Here is an 18,951-nt window from a genome sequence, read left to right as displayed (position 1 = left end):
GGGTCAGAGAGGCAAGCCAACTGCTATAGGGCCGTCCGTTTGAAACACCATTCGCCACAGCCGGTGCCAAAAAGGCCAAATCCAGGCACTACGTTGAAGCGCTGCTTGGTGCTAAACCCAAGTTTTTTCAGGGACGTCTCCAACTCTTCGGCTGAGGTGGATTGATAGGGGTAGCCACCTAGCCAGTCGTCCACATCAGCCAGGAACTCCATGCCACGGCGGGCGCGATAATTCTTTACAAATGCGATCGTGTCTCCATGGCGAAGCGTCCTAGCCAACAGGTGGGCCGTGACGAAGACCGCTTTGACCGGAGGCCGCAGCCACCGATGAGACGAGTAGAGCCTTTTTTCGACTGTCCAAAGTCCGCAAAGCGGTGTCTTCAGGTAAATCGCAATCGCAAATTTTCCGCCGTGACCTACGAGGCCGGCCGCGTTGCTGATCGCCCCCCACATGTCTCCCGTGTGATGCAGGACGCCCCACGAATAAACGACGTCGTAGGTTGCGGTCGGAAGCGACGCTTTGTCGAGGACGTCGGCTCGTTTCACACTCCATTGGGCTTCTGGTGCGAAGCGAGAAAGCACGGCTTTGGTCGTTTCCACACACTCGGTGTCATAGTCAATGGCGTCAACTTTCGCCGCCCCCAGCCGAAGAGCGGCCGCGGAATGCAGGCCCGATCCGCAGCCGATGTCGAGAAATGTCTTCCCCTCCAGGTCACCAAGCAGGCGGCGAAGATCCGCGCAAGCTCGGTCCAGATGCTCGTCCTCGAAGCGCGCGGCAAGCGCAGACCAGTTGCGGCCGAAATCGTATCGAGCGTTCATAAGCTTCCCACCATCGCCCCTTCCCAACACCGAAGCCGTGGCTGATTCTGATAGAGGTCCTGAAGCCAAAGCGTTCAGCCGGTCGAGCCGCGCCTGCCACTTGCCACATGGGACCTGAAGTCAGGTGCGTCGGCCATCAGAATGGACCTGCTTGATGTCGCTGTATATCCCATTGTTAAATGTAGGCTGAGCCTCACAGACTCCAATATTTTAAACTGTCAGGAATCTCGTTCGGCTTAAGAGCAGACTTGATGTCGAACAGTGTTCCGCCTTGCTTGATCATTTGAAAAAGACGCGTTCTCTCGCTGGTGAGATAAACCTTGTGAGGTACCGCCAAAACAAGCGCCTGCAAGTCGCCTATCTCATTAATCGGCAGGATTGTCTCGCCATGGTCGCGTAAAGCGGATTCAGTATCTGCAAGAGGATCGTGAACTTTGGGCACGATTCCGAACTGTCTTAGTTCCTTGACCATGTCGAAAACGCGGCTGTTACGCAAATCCGGGACGTCTTCCTTGAAGGTCAGTCCGAGAATGCCGACCGAAGCGCCTTTGACGGGTATGTCCGACCGGATCAGCTGTTTGACGATCTGTTGGGCAACGAAGGCTCCCATGCCGTCATTGATGCGGCGGCCAGCGAGGATGATCTGTGGGTGGTAGCCTTCGGCCTCCGCCTTGGCGGTCAGGTAATACGGATCGACGCTGATGCAGTGGCCGCCGACGAAGCCCGGCTTGAAGGGAAGGAAGTTCCATTTTGTCGAGGCGGCATCGAGGACATCTTGCGTGCGGATATCAAGCCGTTCGAAGATCATTGCCAGTTCATTCATCAGCGCGATGTTGAGGTCGCGTTGCGTATTCTCGATAACCTTCGCTGCTTCGGCCACCTTGATCGATCCCGCGCGGTAGACGCCGGCGTCGATGATTTGGCCATAGACTCTCGCTACGCGCTCCAGGGTCTCGGCATTCTCACCGGAGACGACTTTGATGACCCGTCGCAGCGAGTGTTCCTGATCGCCAGGGTTTGCCCTTTCAGGCGAGTAGCCCAGCGCGAAGTCATGAGGATGCCGCAGGCCGGACATATGTTCGATGATCGGGCCGCAAAAATCCTCGGTCACGCCCGGATAGACCGTCGATTCGAAAACGACGACTGCGCCCTTGCTCACAGTTTCACCGACAAACTGCGATGCCAGTTTCAACGGCGCAAGATCGGGAGCACGGTTGATGTCGATAGGCGTGGGCACAGCAACAATGAAGAAAGTCGCGCCTTTTAACATCTCCCGGTCGGTCGTAAGCACGATCGAGGATTCCCTGAGCGCCGCAGTGTCGACCTCTCCCGTGCGATCAACGCCGCGAAGCAGTTCCTCGATCCGGCGTTCGCTGATATCGAAAGCTATCGTGCCCGGGAAAACCTTCCCAAACGCCACGGCTACCGGTAGGCCGACATATCCCAGGCCTATAACGGCGATGCGTTCGGACATCCGCGGATTCCAGAGCCATTTATGCGTTGGGCGCTTCTATGACAGGCCGCTCGCAAATTCAACGATGTGTCATTGCAAGCGGGAAGTCTCCGCTCACAATGATCCCTGAGCAATGCGAATGTCGCCACCTGAAGATCGATGTTGTGGATAAGATGCGGCAGGATTGGGTTTCGCGTGTTCCAGACCCTACAACAGCGCAATGGTCTGACAAATTGGCCAAGAACCTGAACGCATGGATCGTATCGTTGTTGTCGTGAGCGAGCCCAAATCCCTTGCAACCACGCGGGGACATCTTCTGCTCGCGCTGCGCGCTGCCGGATACGAAGTGCATGCTCTGGCGCCGCGCGATGCCACGACCGTTCGTTGGCTGTCCGAGAACGGCATCCTCTTTCACGCGTTGCCAATGGAACGGGCTTCTATTGCGCTATTCGGCGACACGTCGTTGGCTTTTCGTCTTTACAACAAGCTGCGAGAGCTCAAACCGCGTGCCGTCCTGACCTGCGCGATCAAGCCAATCGTGTATGGCATGCCCGCGGCGCTGATTGCGGGGGTGCCGCGCCGGCACGCGCTTATCACAGGCCTCGGCTATGCGTTCACGGACCGTCACAAATCTCTACGGTGGAGGATCGTCAATGCGGCGGCCCGGCTTCTTTATGGCGCGAGCCTGCGTGTTGCCACCACTGCCACCTTTCAGAATCTCGATGACCGGGATGACTTTCGTCGCCTGGGACTACTCGGGCGCACACCGGCCAATGTCGCCAACGGTTCGGGTGTAGACCTTGAACGCTTCAAGGTCGTGCCATTGCCGGAGAAGCCGCGGTTTCTCATGATCGCACGCCTACTTCGCGATAAAGGTCTCGCGGAATATCTGGGTGCGGCGAGGCTGGTGAAGGCGGTTCGCCCAGAGGCTCGTTTCGACCTGGTCGGCGACCGGGATCCAAATCCAGCGGGATTTCCAGCGTCGGAGATTGAGGCAGCCGTCACAGACGGAACCATCCACTACCACGGGCCTGTCGATGATGTACGCCGACTGATCGGCGATTCTCGCATCTTCGTGCTTCCATCTTACCGGGAGGGTACGTCGCGATCGGTCCTGGAGGCGATGGCAATGGGGCGCCCGGTGATCACGACAGATGCGCCGGGTTGTCGTGCGCCGATCATCCCCGGCGTGAACGGCCTTTTGGTGCCGGTTGGCGCCACGCCTTCCTTGGCGCAAGCCATGATCCGTTTGATCGACAACCCAAACGAAGCCGAGTACATGGGCAAGAACAGTCGATCGATCGCAGAAGAGCGCTATGATGTTCACAAAGTTACAGCTCACATGATGGAAATTATCGAAACCGGGCACCAAGCCGCAAAATGACCTTTGCAGGGAATCCATCCTCAAATCGCTACGAATTCGGGGCTAATTGGGCGTCCTTCATCGATAGGCACTATTCGCCTGAACGCCGTCGGATGGCGGCACAGAAGCTCTTGTCATTCCTCGGCAGACAGAGCCTCGAAGGAATCCACTTTCTCGATATCGGCAGCGGCAGCGGACTGCACTCGCTTGCTGCCTTGGACGCAAAAGCGGACAGGATACATTCATTCGATTTTGACCCGCTTTCGGTAAGCACAACCGGCAAGCTGCGCCATTTGGCCGGTGACCCGCCGAACTGGAATGTTGAACGCGGCGACGTGCTCGACATCGACTACCTGAACAAGCTGGGCACCTGGAACCTGGTCTATTCCTGGGGCGTGCTCCACCACACCGGTGCCATGTGGCAGGCAATCGAAAATGCGGCGCGCACGGTTGCGCCCGGTGGTCTATTCTTCATCGCTCTTTACTCATCGAATGTCGTGAGGCCTTCGGCGCAATTCTGGCTCGACGTGAAACGGCGATACAATGCCGCCAACCCCCACCAAAGACGCTGGCTGGAATATTGGTACATCTGGCGCTTCGGGCTCGGTCGCAATCCATTGCGACTGCTCTCGCTTGTGAAGCAGATCTACGAGAAAAAAAAAGGTCGCGGCATGAGCTATATGACCGACATACGCGACTGGCTGGGCGGCTGGCCAATGGAGTTTGCCGACGACCAGGCGGTGATCGACTTCCTGAACAGACGGTTCGATTTCGAGCTCGTCAGGATCTCCACAGGGGAAGCTTGCACTGAATTTCTTTTCCGGAACCCGATCAAATCGACCTCTAAACCGAACTGAGGGAACGGCATGCAACAACAAAGTCAAGCGCGTCATTGGGTCGATGCGGCGAGACACATTTCAAGCGCTCTGGTCGCCGTTTTTCGTCCATATATGCGGCCGGCCGTCTTCGAGGGTCACGATTTCATCGCAATTTTCCACCGTCGTGAGGCGGTGCGCGATGATCAGCACCGTCAGGTCGGCGGGTAATTCCCGGATCGCCTCCATGACCGCGGCCTCGGTCTCCATGTCGAGCGCGCTCGTGGCTTCATCGAACACAAGCACGGAAGCCTGCTTATACAAGGCCCGAGCGATGCCGATGCGCTGGCGCTGGCCACCCGATAGACGAACCCCACGCTCGCCCACCCGCGTTTCATAGCCCTGGGGCAAGCCTTCTATGAAATCTGCCAAAGCGGCCTGCTGCGCGGCACTGCGCAAGCGCTCACGATCGATCATGGCAGGATCGATGCCGAAGGCGATATTGTCGGCGATGGAAGCGTCGGCGAGGAAGATGCTTTGCGGCACATGCGCGATTTGTGTTTGCCACGCCCGCCGAGTAGCGCCATCCAGCTTCTGGCCGTCGATCTCGATCGCTCCGCCGGTCGGCTCGAGCAAGCCCATTATGAGATCGACTGCCGTGCTCTTGCCGCTGCCTGTCTTGCCTACGAATCCGATCTTGGTCCCTTTCGCGATCGTGAGATTGAACCGCTCAAGTATCGCCGGTTGGTCAGAAGCGTAACGAAACGACAGATCCTTGAGCATGATCGCGCGATCGAATGGGAGGCGCTTGGCCGGCGGCTGGTTCCACTCTGGGCCAACTGGTGCCTCGAGCGCCTGAAGCACGACTTCAGCGCCGGCAAGATTGCTCAGTATCAGCGCCCAATTGCCGTATACAAGCTGCATGGAGGGGAGCAGGCGCTGCGCTCCAAGAACAAATGTTCCCAGTATGGGAAGGACTTGGCCGGGATCGTTCGAGCGGGTGATGAGGAAATAGGCAAGCGCCGCTATGATCACCATCCCCGCGGCTTCGATCGCGAAACGCGGCGCGCCCGCCGCAAGCGCGTTGGTTGCGTTCGCGCGCTGCAGGCGTGAGTCGAGTTCGCTGTATCGCGAGAGAAAGTACGGTTGGGTGTCGTTGATGATGACATCGCGGATGCCACCTAGTCCCTCCTGGACAGATCGGATGCCTTCGGCCTGTGTGGTGGCGATAATTTGTGCATTCCTCTTGAGGTGCTTGCGGATGACAAGCGACATGGCGAGGTAGACCGCGCCAAAGCCCGCGAAGATAACGAAGGTGATGAACGAACTTAGAGCAAAAAGGGCGGCGACGATAAAGAGACCGATGATTATGCCGCTAATTGATTGCAACAGTGGCAGCATTACACCCGCGGTGATGGCTTGAACCTGCCGGAGCGCGGCCAACACAGAACTGGAGTTGCGCGAAACGTGATAGCTGTAGGGCTGGCGGAGTATTTGGTCATAGACCTTCACGCCGACCTCGTGTCCGAGCGAGAAGACATAAGAATTCGTGGCCCAGGCAAGGAATATGCGCACAGCGCCGGCCATGATCGCGACCACCGAAAAAACAACGGTTAGACCGAGGAGGCTGTCTGCAGAGCCGGTCAGCCGAAAGCCGACAAGCTGGCGTGCGAGGAACGAATCGCCGCCAACCGCCTCGGGATTGGCGATGCGCGCGAGAAACGGCAACAAGGCACCCAAAGTAGCAGCTTCCGCAAGTGCACCGAACATCATCAAGACAAGGAGGCCGAAAAACTGCCTCTGTCTAATTTTCGATACCTGCCGCCACAAGCGTCGCAGTGTGTCGAAAGTGCTGCCCGAGTTTCGGTTTCCGCTCAATGCCAAATCGATGTCCGCATCCAGCGCGCTCAATGCACACGTTCGTAGCTCCACGACAAGTCACAACCGATGCCCATTGACAATTTTGTCGCGGAAGCAGGAAGGTGAAGTGTCCACAACTCTGCGTAATGGCGAGAGAGACCGCGATTGCGGTGAAGTGATATGCTTCAACCATGAGCGACGCTATAAAGATTCGGGATCGAAAGCAGCGGCTGACCTTGATTGCGGCATTGCTTCGCACACTCGGCGTGTTCTCCGCCGGGGTAGGGAGCGCGCTTCTGTTCTTCGTCTCGGCATACCCGCTTGGATTGGTCAGCGCCTACCCCGCTCCCCCCGCTGCCGCAATTGAGGGGCCGCTGGGGTTTGCGCAGAAAGTGGGAAACGTCGAGGATCTCTACCGGCGCCAGAGCGAGCCAATGCAGGCGTATCTCGAGCGTCTCACGACGGCCGTGGCGGGTGGAATGGTGCACTATTGGACAGAAGGTGACCGCTGGGCGGTCGCTGATGTGCCCTACACGCGGATCGGGATTTTCGACAACTACCTGCTCTGGATCCTGAGCTTTCGCCCAGAATATCGGCAAACTCTTCAGAATTATGAATTCGTGACTCCCCGCAAAGCACTCGATCGGGGCTATGGGTTCTGCTCCCAAGTTTCGAAGATCGTCTACTCTGTCCTCGCCGATCAAGGCATCGAAGCCACGATCTATAGTGTCCCCGAGCACACTGTGGTTGAGTCCAACGGCAGCATTCTGGATTCCGACTACGGTGTCTTCGTTCCTCACTCGCTCGAGGACGTGCAACAAGACCCGTCGATCATCGACGACTATTACGCGCAATTCGGGCCGATGCTGCCTCTGTTAAGGAGGGCGTATGGTCAGGCCTGGCAGCCGCTTGGCACCGCCGAAGACTTCAACAGCGTACGTGCCTACGAGGCAAAGTTCGAGCGCTTGAAATGGGCTCCGCCGCTGGCGTTTCTAGGAAGCGGTGTCTTGCTCGCGGCCATTGGCATGCTGCTCCGGCACCGTGAAAGGCTTGCTCGGCTTGTGCCGGCGCGGGTTCGCAGAACTGCTCGGTCGAGTTAGTTGCTTGCTCGAGACCCTTTGCAGAGCTCATGGTCCGGCAGAGACTGCCGCTTACAGACCGCCGCCTCTTGTGGCTAGCTGGGAACACCAAAAAGGCGGCGGGGCGGATGATGCTGCGAGATAAATTATCGATGACGGATGCTGAAGCTCAAGAACGCGTTACCGTGCGTTCGGCACCAGTGGCGAAAAGGCCTCGCCGCAAGGTGCTCTTTGTTGTTGGGACGCTTGATCTCGGCGGCACGGAAAGCCAGCTCGTGCTGCTTGCCACGGAGTTGAAGAAGCGAGGCTGGAACGTCGAGGTCTTTGCGCTTTCACAGGGCGGCGTTCTGGCCGAAACACTGCATCGCGCAGGAGTGCGGATATCGTACGGGTTTCACCGAGCGACTCCGTCGCGAACGTCGATATCGGCCACGGCGGAGGCCAAATCAAGCTTTGCCCCGAAGACGCGGCCGAGCCTGAAGGCGATGCTGGTTCTCGGCGCTGCGGTCACTTCGCTGGTCATTCGCACTGCTTTGACGCGGCCGCGCGTTGTCCACGCCTTCTTGCCTTTGACCAACTTCCTGGGCGCTCTCGCAGGACGATTTGCCTTGGCACCACTCGTCATCACTTCGAGACGCGGTCTGGGCAATCACCAGGAGCGCTGGCCGCGGCTGAAGCGTATGGATCGCATCGCCAACCGGCTCTCACATGTGGTGGTTGCGAACTCGCATGCAGTCGCGGCCGATATGGCGGCTCGCGATGGCTACGATATCGACCGCGTCCGTGTGATTGCGAATGGTCTCGATCTGGGTCGCTTCGATCATATCGGCCGCCGACGAGGCGACATGCGGCGCCACCTCGGTCTCGAGGCCGACGACGTCGGCATCGTCATAGTCGCCAATCTGATCCCGTATAAAGGACATGGCGATCTCATCAACGCGTTTGCTCTCGCCAGCAAAAGTCGACCGAAGCTAAGATTGTTCGTGGCAGGACAGGATCGGGGTATCGGGCCGGGTCTGAACGACCAAGCCGAGCGCCTCGGGATTGGGTCGAAGGTACGACTGTTGGGACTGCAGAATGATGTCCCGAGCCTGCTCGCCGGCATGGATATCGGTGTGATCGCCTCCCACGAAGAAGGTTTTTGCAACGCTTTGATGGAAAAACTCGCGGCAGGTCTTCCCGTCGTCGCTACAAATGTCGGAGGAAATCCGGAAGCTGTCGCGGGTATGCCGGGCTGTGTCCTGGTGATGCCTCGCGACCCTACCGATCTGGCTCGCGGGCTCCTTGCCGTTATTGACCAGTTGCCGGAGCCGGCCGCCGATCGCGAGTTTCGGCAACGGATGATGAGAGAGCGATACTCGGTCGGATCCATGGTCGATGCTTATGAACGCCTCTATATCGAGGACAATAAATGAGCGGGACTGCTCTCTCTGAACGCTCAAGGAATTCGGCGCGTCCGATGCGGGCGATCTTGCCCCGCCTCGCCGCCGGCCTGTGCGCATTTACCATAGTCATTTATCAGTCCTGGTTCATGCCATACTTCCTGCCCTTCTTCACGGGACGGGACGAGTTTGCGAGGCTGGTTTTCCATGCGATCTATGGTGGCGTGCTGATTGTTTCGATCGCCATTCTTGCGACGCGTCGGGACGTGCGTAGCGCAATTCTCCTGATTGTGATCGCCGCCGCCATGGCAATCGTCCCGGTTACGTTTCATCCAGTCGGGATCGTAGCCAAGTGTTACCTGATCACGCTTTTCCTCGGCGGCGCGGCGATTGTCCTCATGCTTGCCTCGGCGCCGGCAATCGTGTTGCGCCTCTCGGCATCAGTCACAGTGCTCAATGCGCTGGTTTGCTTCCTCGATCTCCTCTTTGGCAACGGCTTCACCAACACTCCCGGCCGGGCCGCCGGTTTGGCGATCAATCCCAACGTCGCAGCGGCCGGACTTCTGCTTGGCGCTGCCGCGAGCTATCGCGCCGTCGCACAAAAGTGGCGCGCTAGCTTCCTTGTTCTTGTATCCATAACGCTTTTTGCGACGCTTTCGCGCTCGACCCTTCTTGCCGCCTTTGCAACGGTGGCTGTGCCCATCATCGTTCGCATTTGGCAATGGTTGCGCAGCGGCCGTCACATTCAAATCGATCTTGGGGGTTGCGGCCGTGCGTCCATCGTTGCGTTTGCACTGCTGGGAGCGACCGGCATCGCATTGGCCACAAATGCGTCTTTCCGAATTGCGATGCGGGAATCCTTTGCCGGGATATTGTCTGTAAGCACAGCGCTCGACGAAGCATCGGAGGCTATAGATCGATCTCCGCCTGCCGCTATAGTGCCAATTGCGCCATCGCCGGAAGGGGGGTGGGTAGATCAACCGGCTGCGCCTGGGGCGAGTTCTGCCAGCATTGTCACGCCTCCCGCCGAACCCGCGACCAGTTCGGGCCATCCCAAAGCTGGTGCATCTGCGGATGCCGTAACTTCGTCTCCTCTGGCACCCGGTATCGCGCCACCGCCGGCGGTCACCCAATCCACGAACGTCGCCAAGATGCAGGCGCTCGCCGATCGGCTGACGAATGAAGGCGAGAGGAACTCGATTTCGGCAAGGGCTCTCTTTCTCGAGCGGGGCTTGCTCGCCTATCGAGAAGGTGGTTTCTTCGGCAGGGGACTTGAAGACGCGCAAGCCCTCGCGCCCCACAACACCTTCGTCCTGTTTGCAATCGCATTTGGTCACCTTGGCTGGATGATTCCGATTGGCTTGGTCTGCTTTGCCTTCTGCTTTTCGCGGAACGCCGGCGATCTTGCCCTCGGTGTCGCAGTGGGAGGGGTGATGCTGACCTCGCATGACCTCTTGTTGACACCGAGTCTTTTTCTTCCGATTGCGCTTGGGATTGGCGGCATGCTCGCGGCAACGAAAGTGGCTGCCGAAAAGCCAACACCAACAGGTAAAGGGGAGCGGTGGAGCTTTACTTGCGGAACCGTCGTCGGTGTCGCCGCGTTCGGTGCCGGCTGTGTCGCGATATTGGTCGTCACACCACCGCTTATTATCGGACGGCTGCAGAACGAGACCGTGTTTGCCGCGCGGGGCGGATTCGAAACGCTGCTTCCGCGGCCGCAATTTCCCGGCCTTTTCCAATTAGACAACCTGTCTGGCATTCCGTCTTCGCCAGCATCCTATCTGCGCGAAAACGGGACATCGTTGCGTCGCATAGGCTGGTCTTCGCATTCATGGCCGGCCGTCGGGCACGGCGAGTATACTTTTCGCCGGCGCGATGCTGTGCTGTTTGCGCCCACGGATTCGAGCGACCCTCGCAGCAATGAGCGAACCTACGAAGTCGCCGTCCCGCTTTCGATAGGGACCCTCTGTTTCGGTCTTCTAGGCACGATCATCTTATGGTCTGTTGCGACGGTGGCCGTGACACTAACAGATCGGTCTGCAGCCTGCGGATAATTTTCGGAACGACAAGCCTCGCGCCGAAGATCGACAGGTGGTGGTCGTCGACGTATAGACTGTGTCCAGCGTCGTCTGTCCCACGACATTCCGTCGCCGAGCATATCGTCTCGATAGGGTCTACGAGGTCGAAACCGGGATGCGCCCCCGCGAAAACTCGAAACGCCGCTTTGAAGGCGACATGCTCTACCCGCGAGGGCATTTGGCAGGGCAAGGGGATATAGGCCGGTCTCAGCCCGCAAATTAGATTGGTGTTCGGCGCGTGCCCGATCAAGATGACCGGACCATGAAAACTAACGTAGAGTTTAGCGATATCGGCAAGCATTGCTGGGAACAGCTTCGCCAGATCAGGCAAACCCACAGGGGCGCCGGTGCCCTTCTGTTCGAGGAGATTGCGATATCCAGGCCATCGCTGGCCTTGGATGATGGCCACGATTCCACCTGTCTTCATCCACCGCGCAGCTTGATCGTTTGCGGCCCGGCAGTGCCGCGTGACTGCGCCACTGGGTCGGGTCTGAAGATCGGCACCGAAGTAGCAGTTGCCCGCTTGCGCCAGCAGAAAGTGGAATTCCCGTCCACCGAGCTCGTCCAGAGCGCGTGTGTAGTGGTCAACGTGCGAGTCTCCAACCACCAGGATTTTCTCTGAGCTTTGAAGGTTTCCGAACTCGCAGAAATCTACGCATTCCAATGAGCCGGTGATCGCCTTCAAGGCTACACTGTCGGCGAGTTCTGCTCCCGCGGCGGCGGAGTGGAGACGCCAAGGCATACCGCCAGACATCGCGTAGCTGGCGAATGAGAATGAAACCAGGCCAGCCAAAGCAAGTCCGAGGAGTCCGACGAAGCCACGGCCGGCATGATAAGGCTGCTCGACGGCGTGAAACATCAAGATGGCCAAGGCGAGGGACACGAGCCCGACAAAGATGGTCTCGGTCGGCAGCAGTGGTCGCAGGAGGCCATATTCCCAAAACACAATCAGGGGCCAATGGACCAAGTAGAGTGAGTAGCTGATGCGTCCGACATACCCGAACGGTCGATTGCACAACAAAAGTCCTGCCCATCGTGAGCGGTCCGCATGCAGGACCATCGCGGCTCCGATAGCAGGCGGAAGCTCATTCCACACCGGAGCGCCCAAGTTGCTATCGCGAACGAAAATTGTGCCGAAAATGAGAGCCAGCCCAAGCAACACGAGGAACTCGTGAACGATGACGGGCCGCGGCTTCGGAAGCCACACCAGCCCCGCGCCGCAAGCGAACTCGAACACGCGAAAAGGCGTGTTGTAGAAGACGGTTGCACGGCCGTCCGCGATCCACTCAGCCGCGCGCGTGCGTGAAAGCAGCCAAAATGATCCATCCTGGAATACGAGGACTAGGCAGAAGCTTAAGGTGGCGATTGCCATAACTAGCCAAACCATCCGCCGTGGGAATAGTGCTAGCAAAACCGAAAGCAGGGGGGGCCAAGCGAGATAGAACTGCCACTCTACACTCAGTGACCAGGTATGCAGGAGCGGCTTCATGCGCGTTGCGAGGTCGAAATAGCCCGACTCGCGCCAAAAAAGGATATTCGACAAGCCGAAGTTCGCAGCCAGGACAGAGGTAGCGAAGCTTTCCAGATGCTGAGGTGCAAACAAAACAAATGCGGCGACGCAGGAAAACGCCAGTGTCGTGAAGAAGGCTGGCAGGAGGCGGCGAGCCCGGCGCGCATAGAACCGGGCGAGACTGAAGCGTCCTGATTCGATGTCGGCTGCAACAATACGTGTGATCAGAAAACCGCTGATCACGAAAAATACATCGACGCCGACAAAGCCGCCGGAAAAACCCCAAACTCTTAAATGGAAAAAGAGAACCGCCACGATGGCGACTGCTCTAAGCCCGTCTATGTCCGTGCGATGATCATCTGGCCTGTCGGTTGCGGTGAACACGGTAGACGAGCGGGAGCCTTGCTCTTCGGGCAGGATGACCCTCTTATTCTGCAAGGTCCGCCAACTCGAAGATGCGGCTTTGCCACGGGGCATCGGGCTCAGTGGCTCTTGCTGGACGTGTGCGGCGACGCGGTATCCGCAGCCGATAGCTGGTTTTGCTCTAGGCCAGTGGCAAAAACAGAATAGAGGCCCATCCTCCGTGCAAGCACGTCATCGGTCTCCGTCCTCAAATTTCTGCGCAGATGAGATCCGTCGCGGTAGATGAACTCGCCGTTGACGTAGGAGGCGCACTGCCTGTTCGGACACATCCCTTTAAGCGGATCGACAAAGAACACCCCATTTTCATTCGCAAGCGATCCCAGCGCAGTCACCATTGGCGACCACACCCGCAGAATTTGCTCGCTGTCCATGGTGGTCGAGCAACGTCTCAATATCGTGCTTTCACGCATCGCGGCACAGGAAGTCAGATCCACGCCGGGTCCTGGCACCTGTCCGATGATTTCAACGCGCCGATCTGGGCTTTTGATTTCCTTGACGAGGCTGCGCAAGCCATCGCGCAACAACAGGACTTTATCTGCCTGGCGCCCATCATCAGCGACGACGTCTGTGTAGCCAAGGCTTGTCCAGGCTGCGGAGAGCACCACGAGATCCAAGTCTCTGCGCTGCCTCAGCATGCTGACCACCGCTTTACGAGACGATGCGCAGCTTTCCCGGTACAGGGGCAGTTCCGGGAACTGGCGATGGACACCTTCTCCGAAGGCGGCCGGGCAGTCATGAAAAAGGAAGAAAGCGGTATTCTCCCTTTGACCCACCATATCGAACAGTGGGGCAAGATGCTCTGCATGGCTGTCGCCCCACAGCATGGCGTGTCGTGAAGCTTTGTCCCACCGCGCTCCGAAGGCGCAGAAGGTACTGCCCAGTTCAGGGATGCTGACCGTCTGCGGACACGGCCAGCCCCACATCACATCGAGGCTGCGCATTGCCTCGGCTTCCTTCGAAATCCTGCTGGTGAAACCGCCGGCTTCGAAGATCGCGTTGCCGCTTAGGCAAACAAACATCGCGGCGGCACCACCGGCGGCGAATGCCCACGATGGAGGCGTCCGCAGACGGCGAAGGGGTTGCTCGACTACTCGCCAGGATAGATATGCCGCCAGCCATGCTGCAGCGACAAGGATGGACGCCTCGGCCGCGCTCGGCATTGCGTTCCCTGCAAAGTGACGAAAGAAGACCAGGATCGGCCAGTGCCAGAGATAAAGGCTATAAGAAATCTTGCCCGTGGTCCGCAACGGAGCGCTCGCAAGCAGTGCCGAGATCATTGACTGCGAACGCGGCCAAATGAGCAGGACAGCGCCGATCACGGGCGCGAGAGCGTTCAGGCCTGGGAACGGTTGGCTCGGCGACAGCCAGATAGCACTCGCGGCGATCAGGCAAATCCCGGCCAGTGCGCCAAGTTCGGAAGCGCCTCGGCCGCGAATAGGCGCCGCAAAGACCAGCAGGCCACCGAGAGCCAGTTCCCAAGCTCGGCTGAATGGAACATAAAATGCCTGTTTCGGAGCGATTGCCACCAGATGCAGGCTGATCGACAAGCTGATCAGTGCGACGACACAAATCAGCGAGATGATCGGCAGAGGGGTGCCACGTGCTAACCGGTTCGCAACCAGGAGCAAAACGGGCCATACTAGGTAGAACTGCTCTTCGACTCCAAGTGACCAGAGATGGAGGAGGGGCAGAAGCGTCGCCTCCCGGTCGAAATAGCCCGTGTTCCAGAGAAAGTAGTAATTGCCCAGTCCGACCGTAGAATATGCTGCACTGCGTCCTAAGCCGGCATAATCTCCAGGGAGCAACAAAAACCACCCCGCCACGAGCGAGAAGCAGATCGTTACCAGCATGGCCGGCAGAATGCGGCGCATGCGCCCGGCGTAGAATGCCATCAGTGACAGCCCATGGCCTTGGCCCACCAAAAGGCGCGTGATCAAGTAGCCAGAAATAACAAAGAAGATATCGACGCCGACGAACCCTCCCGGCAAACCGGGCACACTGAAATGGAAAAGAATGACGGCGATCACTGCGATTGCGCGCAATCCATCGATGTCAGGCCGATAGTCGAGCTTCAAAGCTCCCCCCGAATATCCCGCGGCCTCATAGCCTATTCGCGCGATATGAGTCGATGACCGAACTTACACAGTGACGACACTCGCGGTTCGACTTACAAGTCGCATTTCGAGAAACGTGGGGATACTCCCACAATTTGTTTCGCGCTAGAACGACGAAAACCTAACATCGGAACGCATCTGCCGGAATCAGTTCGGCCTCCTTGACCACGGTCGTCGGACGCAGAATTCGGATAGGTCCTCGTTCGTGGACAATATCGCGGGCGGCGAGAACTCCCTTGCTTGAGAGAAACGGGTTGTTCACCTTGTCCATGAATGTATAGAAAGACTGTCCCGTGCGTTGCGAGGCCGCGGGTTGTTCTGGAGGATGGCAACTGTGGACAACCATAGCGCGGACACGGTTGAATTCGGCCCGCAAACGCATCTGTTGGTTACTGGCGGCGCAGGCTTCGTAGGGTCGGCACTCGTCGATATGTTGCTGACGCGCAGTTGCAGCGTGACCGTTGTCGATGATCTCTCGAACGGCTTGCTTGGCAATCTCCCCGCTGGTCACCCTCGGCTGACGATCCGTACCTTCAGGGTTGGCGATCCGGCTTACCATGCGGCGATCCGGGATGAAGTTGGCTCGGCCGATGCCGTGTTCCATCTGGCCAGTCCGATTGGCGTTGAGCGCGCTCACAAGGAACGCTTCGCCGTCACCAGCGGCATTCTCGAATCGGGCTGTTCAATCGTTGAAGCATGCCGGCTGCACAGGCGTCCCCTTCTTTATACATCGAGTTCGGAAGTTTACGGCTCCGGCCGGGACCGGCCAATCACAGAGTCGGATCCAGTTATGACGGATCTTCGACCGCGATGGGGCTACGCCGCCGCCAAGGCAGCTGTCGAGCATCTGGTTGCTGGACTGTTTTTTGAGTTGGGCATTCCTACTTGGATCGTTCGGCCGTTTAACATGGCCGGACCGCGCCAGCGCTCTGCGACCGGCCTCGTATTGCCAATGTTTGTCAACGCAGCGTTGCAGGGCCGACCCCTCGTGGTTCACGACGACGGCGAGCAGAGGCGTGCGTTTCTTCACGTAGCCGATGCCGCGGAGGGGTTGCTTCTTGTGATGCAGTGTCGGTCGTTGCAAGGCCGCCCAGTCAACTTGGGCGGCAGCGAGGCGGTTCAGATTGGGAATCTTGCAAGGATGGTGGTTGACGCCACCAAGACGAATGCGCCCATTGTAATGAAACCTTCCAGTGCGGTCTTTGGTGAGCGGTTTGCCGTAACGCACGACCGCGTGCCTGACACAAGTCTATTGACCACCATGACCGGATGGCGACCACTGCGAAGCACCAAACAGACGGTGGCCGATTGCATCGAGCACATGCGTGCCGAGCGAGCAATGGCTTGACACCTGGTCCATTGCTCCCGTTCATGGGGGCCTTGCTCATATCGGCTGCTTGTGTCTGGCCGTTTGCGCGTCTGGCGAAATGCATCGGAGCGGTCGCGACGGTCAAGAGCGATCGGTGGCACACAGCAGGCGAGGTTCCCCGACTGGCAGGGCCTGCCATACTGATCGCGATGTCTCCGTGGCTTCCGTTCGAGCATATTCTTCTGCTGGCTGTTTTCTGCCTGATCGGCGCGCTGGATGACGTACGATCCCTTTCGGCCGGGGCAAAGGCGGCGGCGTTGGCTGGGGCCGCTATTTTGGCTGGCATTGTCACAGGTCTGTGGTGGGTGCCGATCGTCATTTGGATAGCTTGCAACGCCGTCAACATGCTCGACCATGCCGATGGGCTTGCAGCGAGTGCAACCACGGCCTCCTTCCTCGGCCTGGGCGGCGATATCGGCATGGCCGGCGCGGGGGCTTGCCTCGGGTTCCTTTGCTTCAACTATCCGCCCGCCCGCTTGTTCATGGGGGACAGCGGCAGTCTTCTCCTCGGGGCGGCAGTCGTGCTTCTTGCTTCGACAAGAGGTTTTGACGCCTCGTTGGCGTGGATTGCCGTCCCGCTGATTGACGCGATATTCGTAACAACTCGACGCTTGCTGCAGGGGCGGAGGCCCTGGATCGGCGGCACCGATCACCTCGGTCACACGTTGCTTCGGCTTGGTGTGAACCGTCAGGTTTTGCCTGCTATTTATGGGGCGGCGGCGTTGACGGCAGGGCTTATTTTCTGCTGCGGTTGATCAGTAGGCGGCTTTTGTATTCGCGATGCTGGCGATGAGACAACTTGGCTGTGAACTCATAAAGCCGGATTGACCGAGAGATGGGGTCGAAACAGACTTAGCGCGATTTTGAAATAGGACTACCGCAAGGGTTGCCACCCGGCCCGACACTGCTCTTCGGTTTTTTCAGTTCGCATACTACGGCCAAAAGAGCCGGGAAGTCCTCGGACGGTCCGATAGCGTGGCGCACAAATGCGGTGATGGCTTTGCCTTCACGCTCAGCTTGCCGAGAACGCGTCTCACCAGTGCTATCCCAAACCGTCCATACCGCGGCAAGATGCTGCTTGATTGGTATTGCTGCCGTACAAAAAGTGGTTTTAGAGGGATCGAGGTTCCGATCACAAACGACAGATGCTTCGTTAACCTTCAGTTGCATCGAATGAAGTTGGTCGGAGACGCGTTCGGCGCCGACGGTGAAATGGTTGTCGAACGCATCAAATTTCCTGTCGTCGACAACATAAAAGCGATTTTCTGGCATCGCCTGTTTAAGCGCCGCCCACGGGTCGTCGCAAACGGACTTGGACCATTGCCGGCTTAGCTGAGTACAGATTCTTTTGAACGGCTGCGGGTCGAGGTCATTCCATCCATAGGCATACACCTCAATCTCAAGCTGATCGATCGTCGGCGCGCCTTGCGGGTTGCTGGCAGCCTTGCGAAACGCCTCCAGGCGATCTGTCGCCGCCTGGCGATCTTGCTGTCTGTTGAGCGAGAATGACGGTTTCGCGGCGACATAACCGGTGAGCGAAATAAAGGGCAAGACGAGAGGCACGCCGCCGACAACGACATGAGCATCGGACGCGAGAAAATCGATGTCAGCATCCGAGACATGTTTCGGCGAGGGCGAGCACGATTCCAAAATGGTGCCAAGCATCACGAGGCAAGCGAGAAAAACGAACGAAGACAAGGAACGTCGCGTCATTCTTCGCCTCTACATGATGCCGATTGCGGAAGAGTTAGCGGTCGTCACTGAATTGACGCAACGACTGCAGTGGGTCGTTTCCGACTAGCGGCTTTCATATTGCCGCGAAATCCGATTCGCCTCAGCATGACCCGATATCATCGGACCGATTTCGAATGGATCGTGATCGAGCCGAAGTTGCCCAACAAGCCGCGACGAGTGCCGCGCGTCGATGACCGGCGGGTGCTCAGCGGCCTCTTCTGGATGCTGCGATCCGGTACGCCATGGCGCGATCTGCCAGAGTGATACGGCGCACGCACCACCTGCTACAACCACTTTGTCCGATCGCAAAAGCAGATGTGTGGGACCGCCTCGTGGCCGACATGCCAAAGCACATGACGCCGAGGTGCAGATGATCGACACCTCATTGTCCGCGTCCATCAGCAGGGCGCGACGGCAAAAAATCGGGGTCGAGATTATTGTCTCGGTCGTTCTCGAGCCGGGCCGGCAACCAAAATCCATGCTCTTGTCGACGCCCAAGCCGATCAAGCTGCGCTGACGGCAGGCCGGAAGTGCGACACTGCCTCCGCAGTCGACTTGATCAGGGATTTGCCCGAGGGTGCCATGCTGCTCGCCGTGCGAACGCCTTGCGAGAGATGGCAGTGTGAATACTAGTTGCCGGCCAGTTCTGTGCATTCTTCATGCAGTCCGCCGATTTCCTGACATAAGTCGACCCGCCCAAGGCGATCGTCGCCCTCTTCAATCCCCATACGCCTGTGGTAGGCAGCGACAATATTTTTCAACTGCGATATTCTGCCGGCCCGGTGCCCGCTGGAATATGCCATACCCGCGATGCCACCGCACAAAGCGATTGCGAGCACCGCAGTTTTGCCGTTCATTTAGCTCCGCCCCTGCGAATCGTGTCACGAAGTACGAAGTCGATATTACTCCGCCGACATTGGGAGGACTGCAAATGGAAGATGCATTGGCCGCCC

14 protein-coding genes and 1 pseudogene are annotated in these 18,951 nt (G+C 58.3%); 8 read left to right on the top strand and 7 right to left on the bottom strand.

Annotated features, from left to right (window positions below; all coding sequences use genetic code 11):
• Window positions 1-23 precede the first annotated feature (23 nt).
• Window positions 24-818 (bottom strand): class I SAM-dependent methyltransferase, encoded by a 795-nt coding sequence (locus LB524_RS16590; protein WP_224528297.1) that lies wholly within the window; start codon window positions 816-818, stop codon window positions 24-26.
• A 193-nt stretch (window positions 819-1,011) separates the two neighbouring features.
• Window positions 1,012-2,292, bottom strand: a complete 1,281-nt coding sequence (locus LB524_RS16585) for a nucleotide sugar dehydrogenase (protein ID WP_015316630.1) — start codon at window positions 2,290-2,292, stop codon at window positions 1,012-1,014.
• Window positions 2,293-2,524: 232 nt separating this feature from the next.
• On the opposite strand from LB524_RS16585, the gene LB524_RS16580 reads away from it, so the two are divergent.
• Together LB524_RS16580 and LB524_RS16575 are read left to right on the top strand one after the other, a co-directional pair.
• The gene (locus tag LB524_RS16580) at window positions 2,525-3,655 is read left to right on the top strand and encodes a glycosyltransferase family 4 protein (RefSeq protein WP_015316631.1); all 1,131 of its coding nucleotides are present in this window, start codon (window positions 2,525-2,527) and stop codon (window positions 3,653-3,655) included.
• Window positions 3,656-3,747: 92 nt separating this feature from the next.
• Complete coding sequence (locus LB524_RS16575; protein ID WP_051041282.1) at window positions 3,748-4,491, top strand: class I SAM-dependent methyltransferase; 744 nt, start codon at window positions 3,748-3,750, stop codon at window positions 4,489-4,491.
• Window positions 4,492-4,551: 60 nt separating this feature from the next.
• On the opposite strand, the gene LB524_RS16570 is transcribed toward LB524_RS16575, so the two are convergent.
• Window positions 4,552-6,360 carry an ABC transporter ATP-binding protein gene (locus LB524_RS16570; protein ID WP_157163639.1) on the bottom strand — a complete coding sequence of 603 codons (1,809 nt, stop codon included), beginning with the start codon at window positions 6,358-6,360 and terminating at the stop codon, window positions 4,552-4,554.
• Between the two features lie 140 nt (window positions 6,361-6,500).
• Between LB524_RS16570 and LB524_RS16565 the strand changes: the two genes are divergently transcribed.
• From LB524_RS16565 to LB524_RS16555, 3 genes are all read left to right on the top strand, one after another.
• Window positions 6,501-7,409, top strand: a complete 909-nt coding sequence (locus tag LB524_RS16565) for a hypothetical protein (protein ID WP_224528295.1) — start codon at window positions 6,501-6,503, stop codon at window positions 7,407-7,409.
• 107 nt (window positions 7,410-7,516) lie between these two features.
• Window positions 7,517-8,803, top strand: a complete 1,287-nt coding sequence (locus LB524_RS16560) for a glycosyltransferase (RefSeq protein ID WP_015316635.1) — start codon at window positions 7,517-7,519, stop codon at window positions 8,801-8,803.
• A complete protein-coding gene (locus LB524_RS16555; protein WP_224528276.1) occupies window positions 8,800-10,824 on the top strand; it encodes an O-antigen ligase family protein in 2,025 nt (674 codons plus the stop codon). The genes LB524_RS16560 and LB524_RS16555 overlap by 4 nt, the downstream gene beginning before the upstream one ends.
• Here LB524_RS16555 and LB524_RS16550 read toward each other — a convergent pair.
• A complete protein-coding gene (locus LB524_RS16550) occupies window positions 10,760-12,835 on the bottom strand; it encodes an acyltransferase family protein (protein ID WP_224528273.1) in 2,076 nt (691 codons plus the stop codon). The genes LB524_RS16555 and LB524_RS16550 overlap by 65 nt on opposite strands.
• 5 nt (window positions 12,836-12,840) lie before the next feature.
• The gene (locus tag LB524_RS16545) at window positions 12,841-14,856 is read right to left on the bottom strand and encodes an acyltransferase family protein (RefSeq protein WP_224528272.1); all 2,016 of its coding nucleotides are present in this window, start codon (window positions 14,854-14,856) and stop codon (window positions 12,841-12,843) included.
• A 373-nt stretch (window positions 14,857-15,229) separates the two neighbouring features.
• Here LB524_RS16545 and LB524_RS16540 point away from each other — a divergent pair, with 373 nt between their 5' ends.
• Both LB524_RS16540 and LB524_RS16535 read left to right on the top strand, forming a co-directional pair.
• On the top strand, window positions 15,230-16,243 hold the full coding sequence (locus LB524_RS16540; RefSeq protein WP_224528270.1) for an NAD-dependent epimerase/dehydratase family protein: 1,014 nt from the start codon (window positions 15,230-15,232) through the stop codon (window positions 16,241-16,243).
• A gap of 23 nt (window positions 16,244-16,266) precedes the next feature.
• Window positions 16,267-17,019, top strand: a complete 753-nt coding sequence (locus tag LB524_RS16535; RefSeq protein ID WP_224528269.1) for an MraY family glycosyltransferase — start codon at window positions 16,267-16,269, stop codon at window positions 17,017-17,019.
• Window positions 17,020-17,116: 97 nt separating this feature from the next.
• On the opposite strand, the gene LB524_RS16530 is transcribed toward LB524_RS16535, so the two are convergent.
• Window positions 17,117-17,977 (bottom strand): hypothetical protein, encoded by an 861-nt coding sequence (locus LB524_RS16530; protein ID WP_224528267.1) that lies wholly within the window; start codon window positions 17,975-17,977, stop codon window positions 17,117-17,119.
• Between the two features lie 126 nt (window positions 17,978-18,103).
• Between LB524_RS16530 and LB524_RS16525 the strand changes: the two are divergent.
• Window positions 18,104-18,592, top strand: a pseudogene (locus tag LB524_RS16525) (IS5 family transposase); the annotation flags it as partial.
• A 35-nt stretch (window positions 18,593-18,627) separates the two neighbouring features.
• Here the strand turns inward: LB524_RS16525 and LB524_RS16520 are convergent.
• Window positions 18,628-18,855, bottom strand: a complete 228-nt coding sequence (locus LB524_RS16520; RefSeq protein ID WP_224528265.1) for a hypothetical protein — start codon at window positions 18,853-18,855, stop codon at window positions 18,628-18,630.
• Window positions 18,856-18,951 lie beyond the last annotated feature (96 nt).

The organism is Mesorhizobium sp. ESP6-5 (assembly GCF_020164695.1).
Taxonomy (GTDB): Bacteria; Pseudomonadota; Alphaproteobacteria; order Rhizobiales; family Rhizobiaceae; genus Mesorhizobium; species Mesorhizobium australicum.
This window is presented reverse-complemented; position numbering and strand designations above follow the sequence as displayed.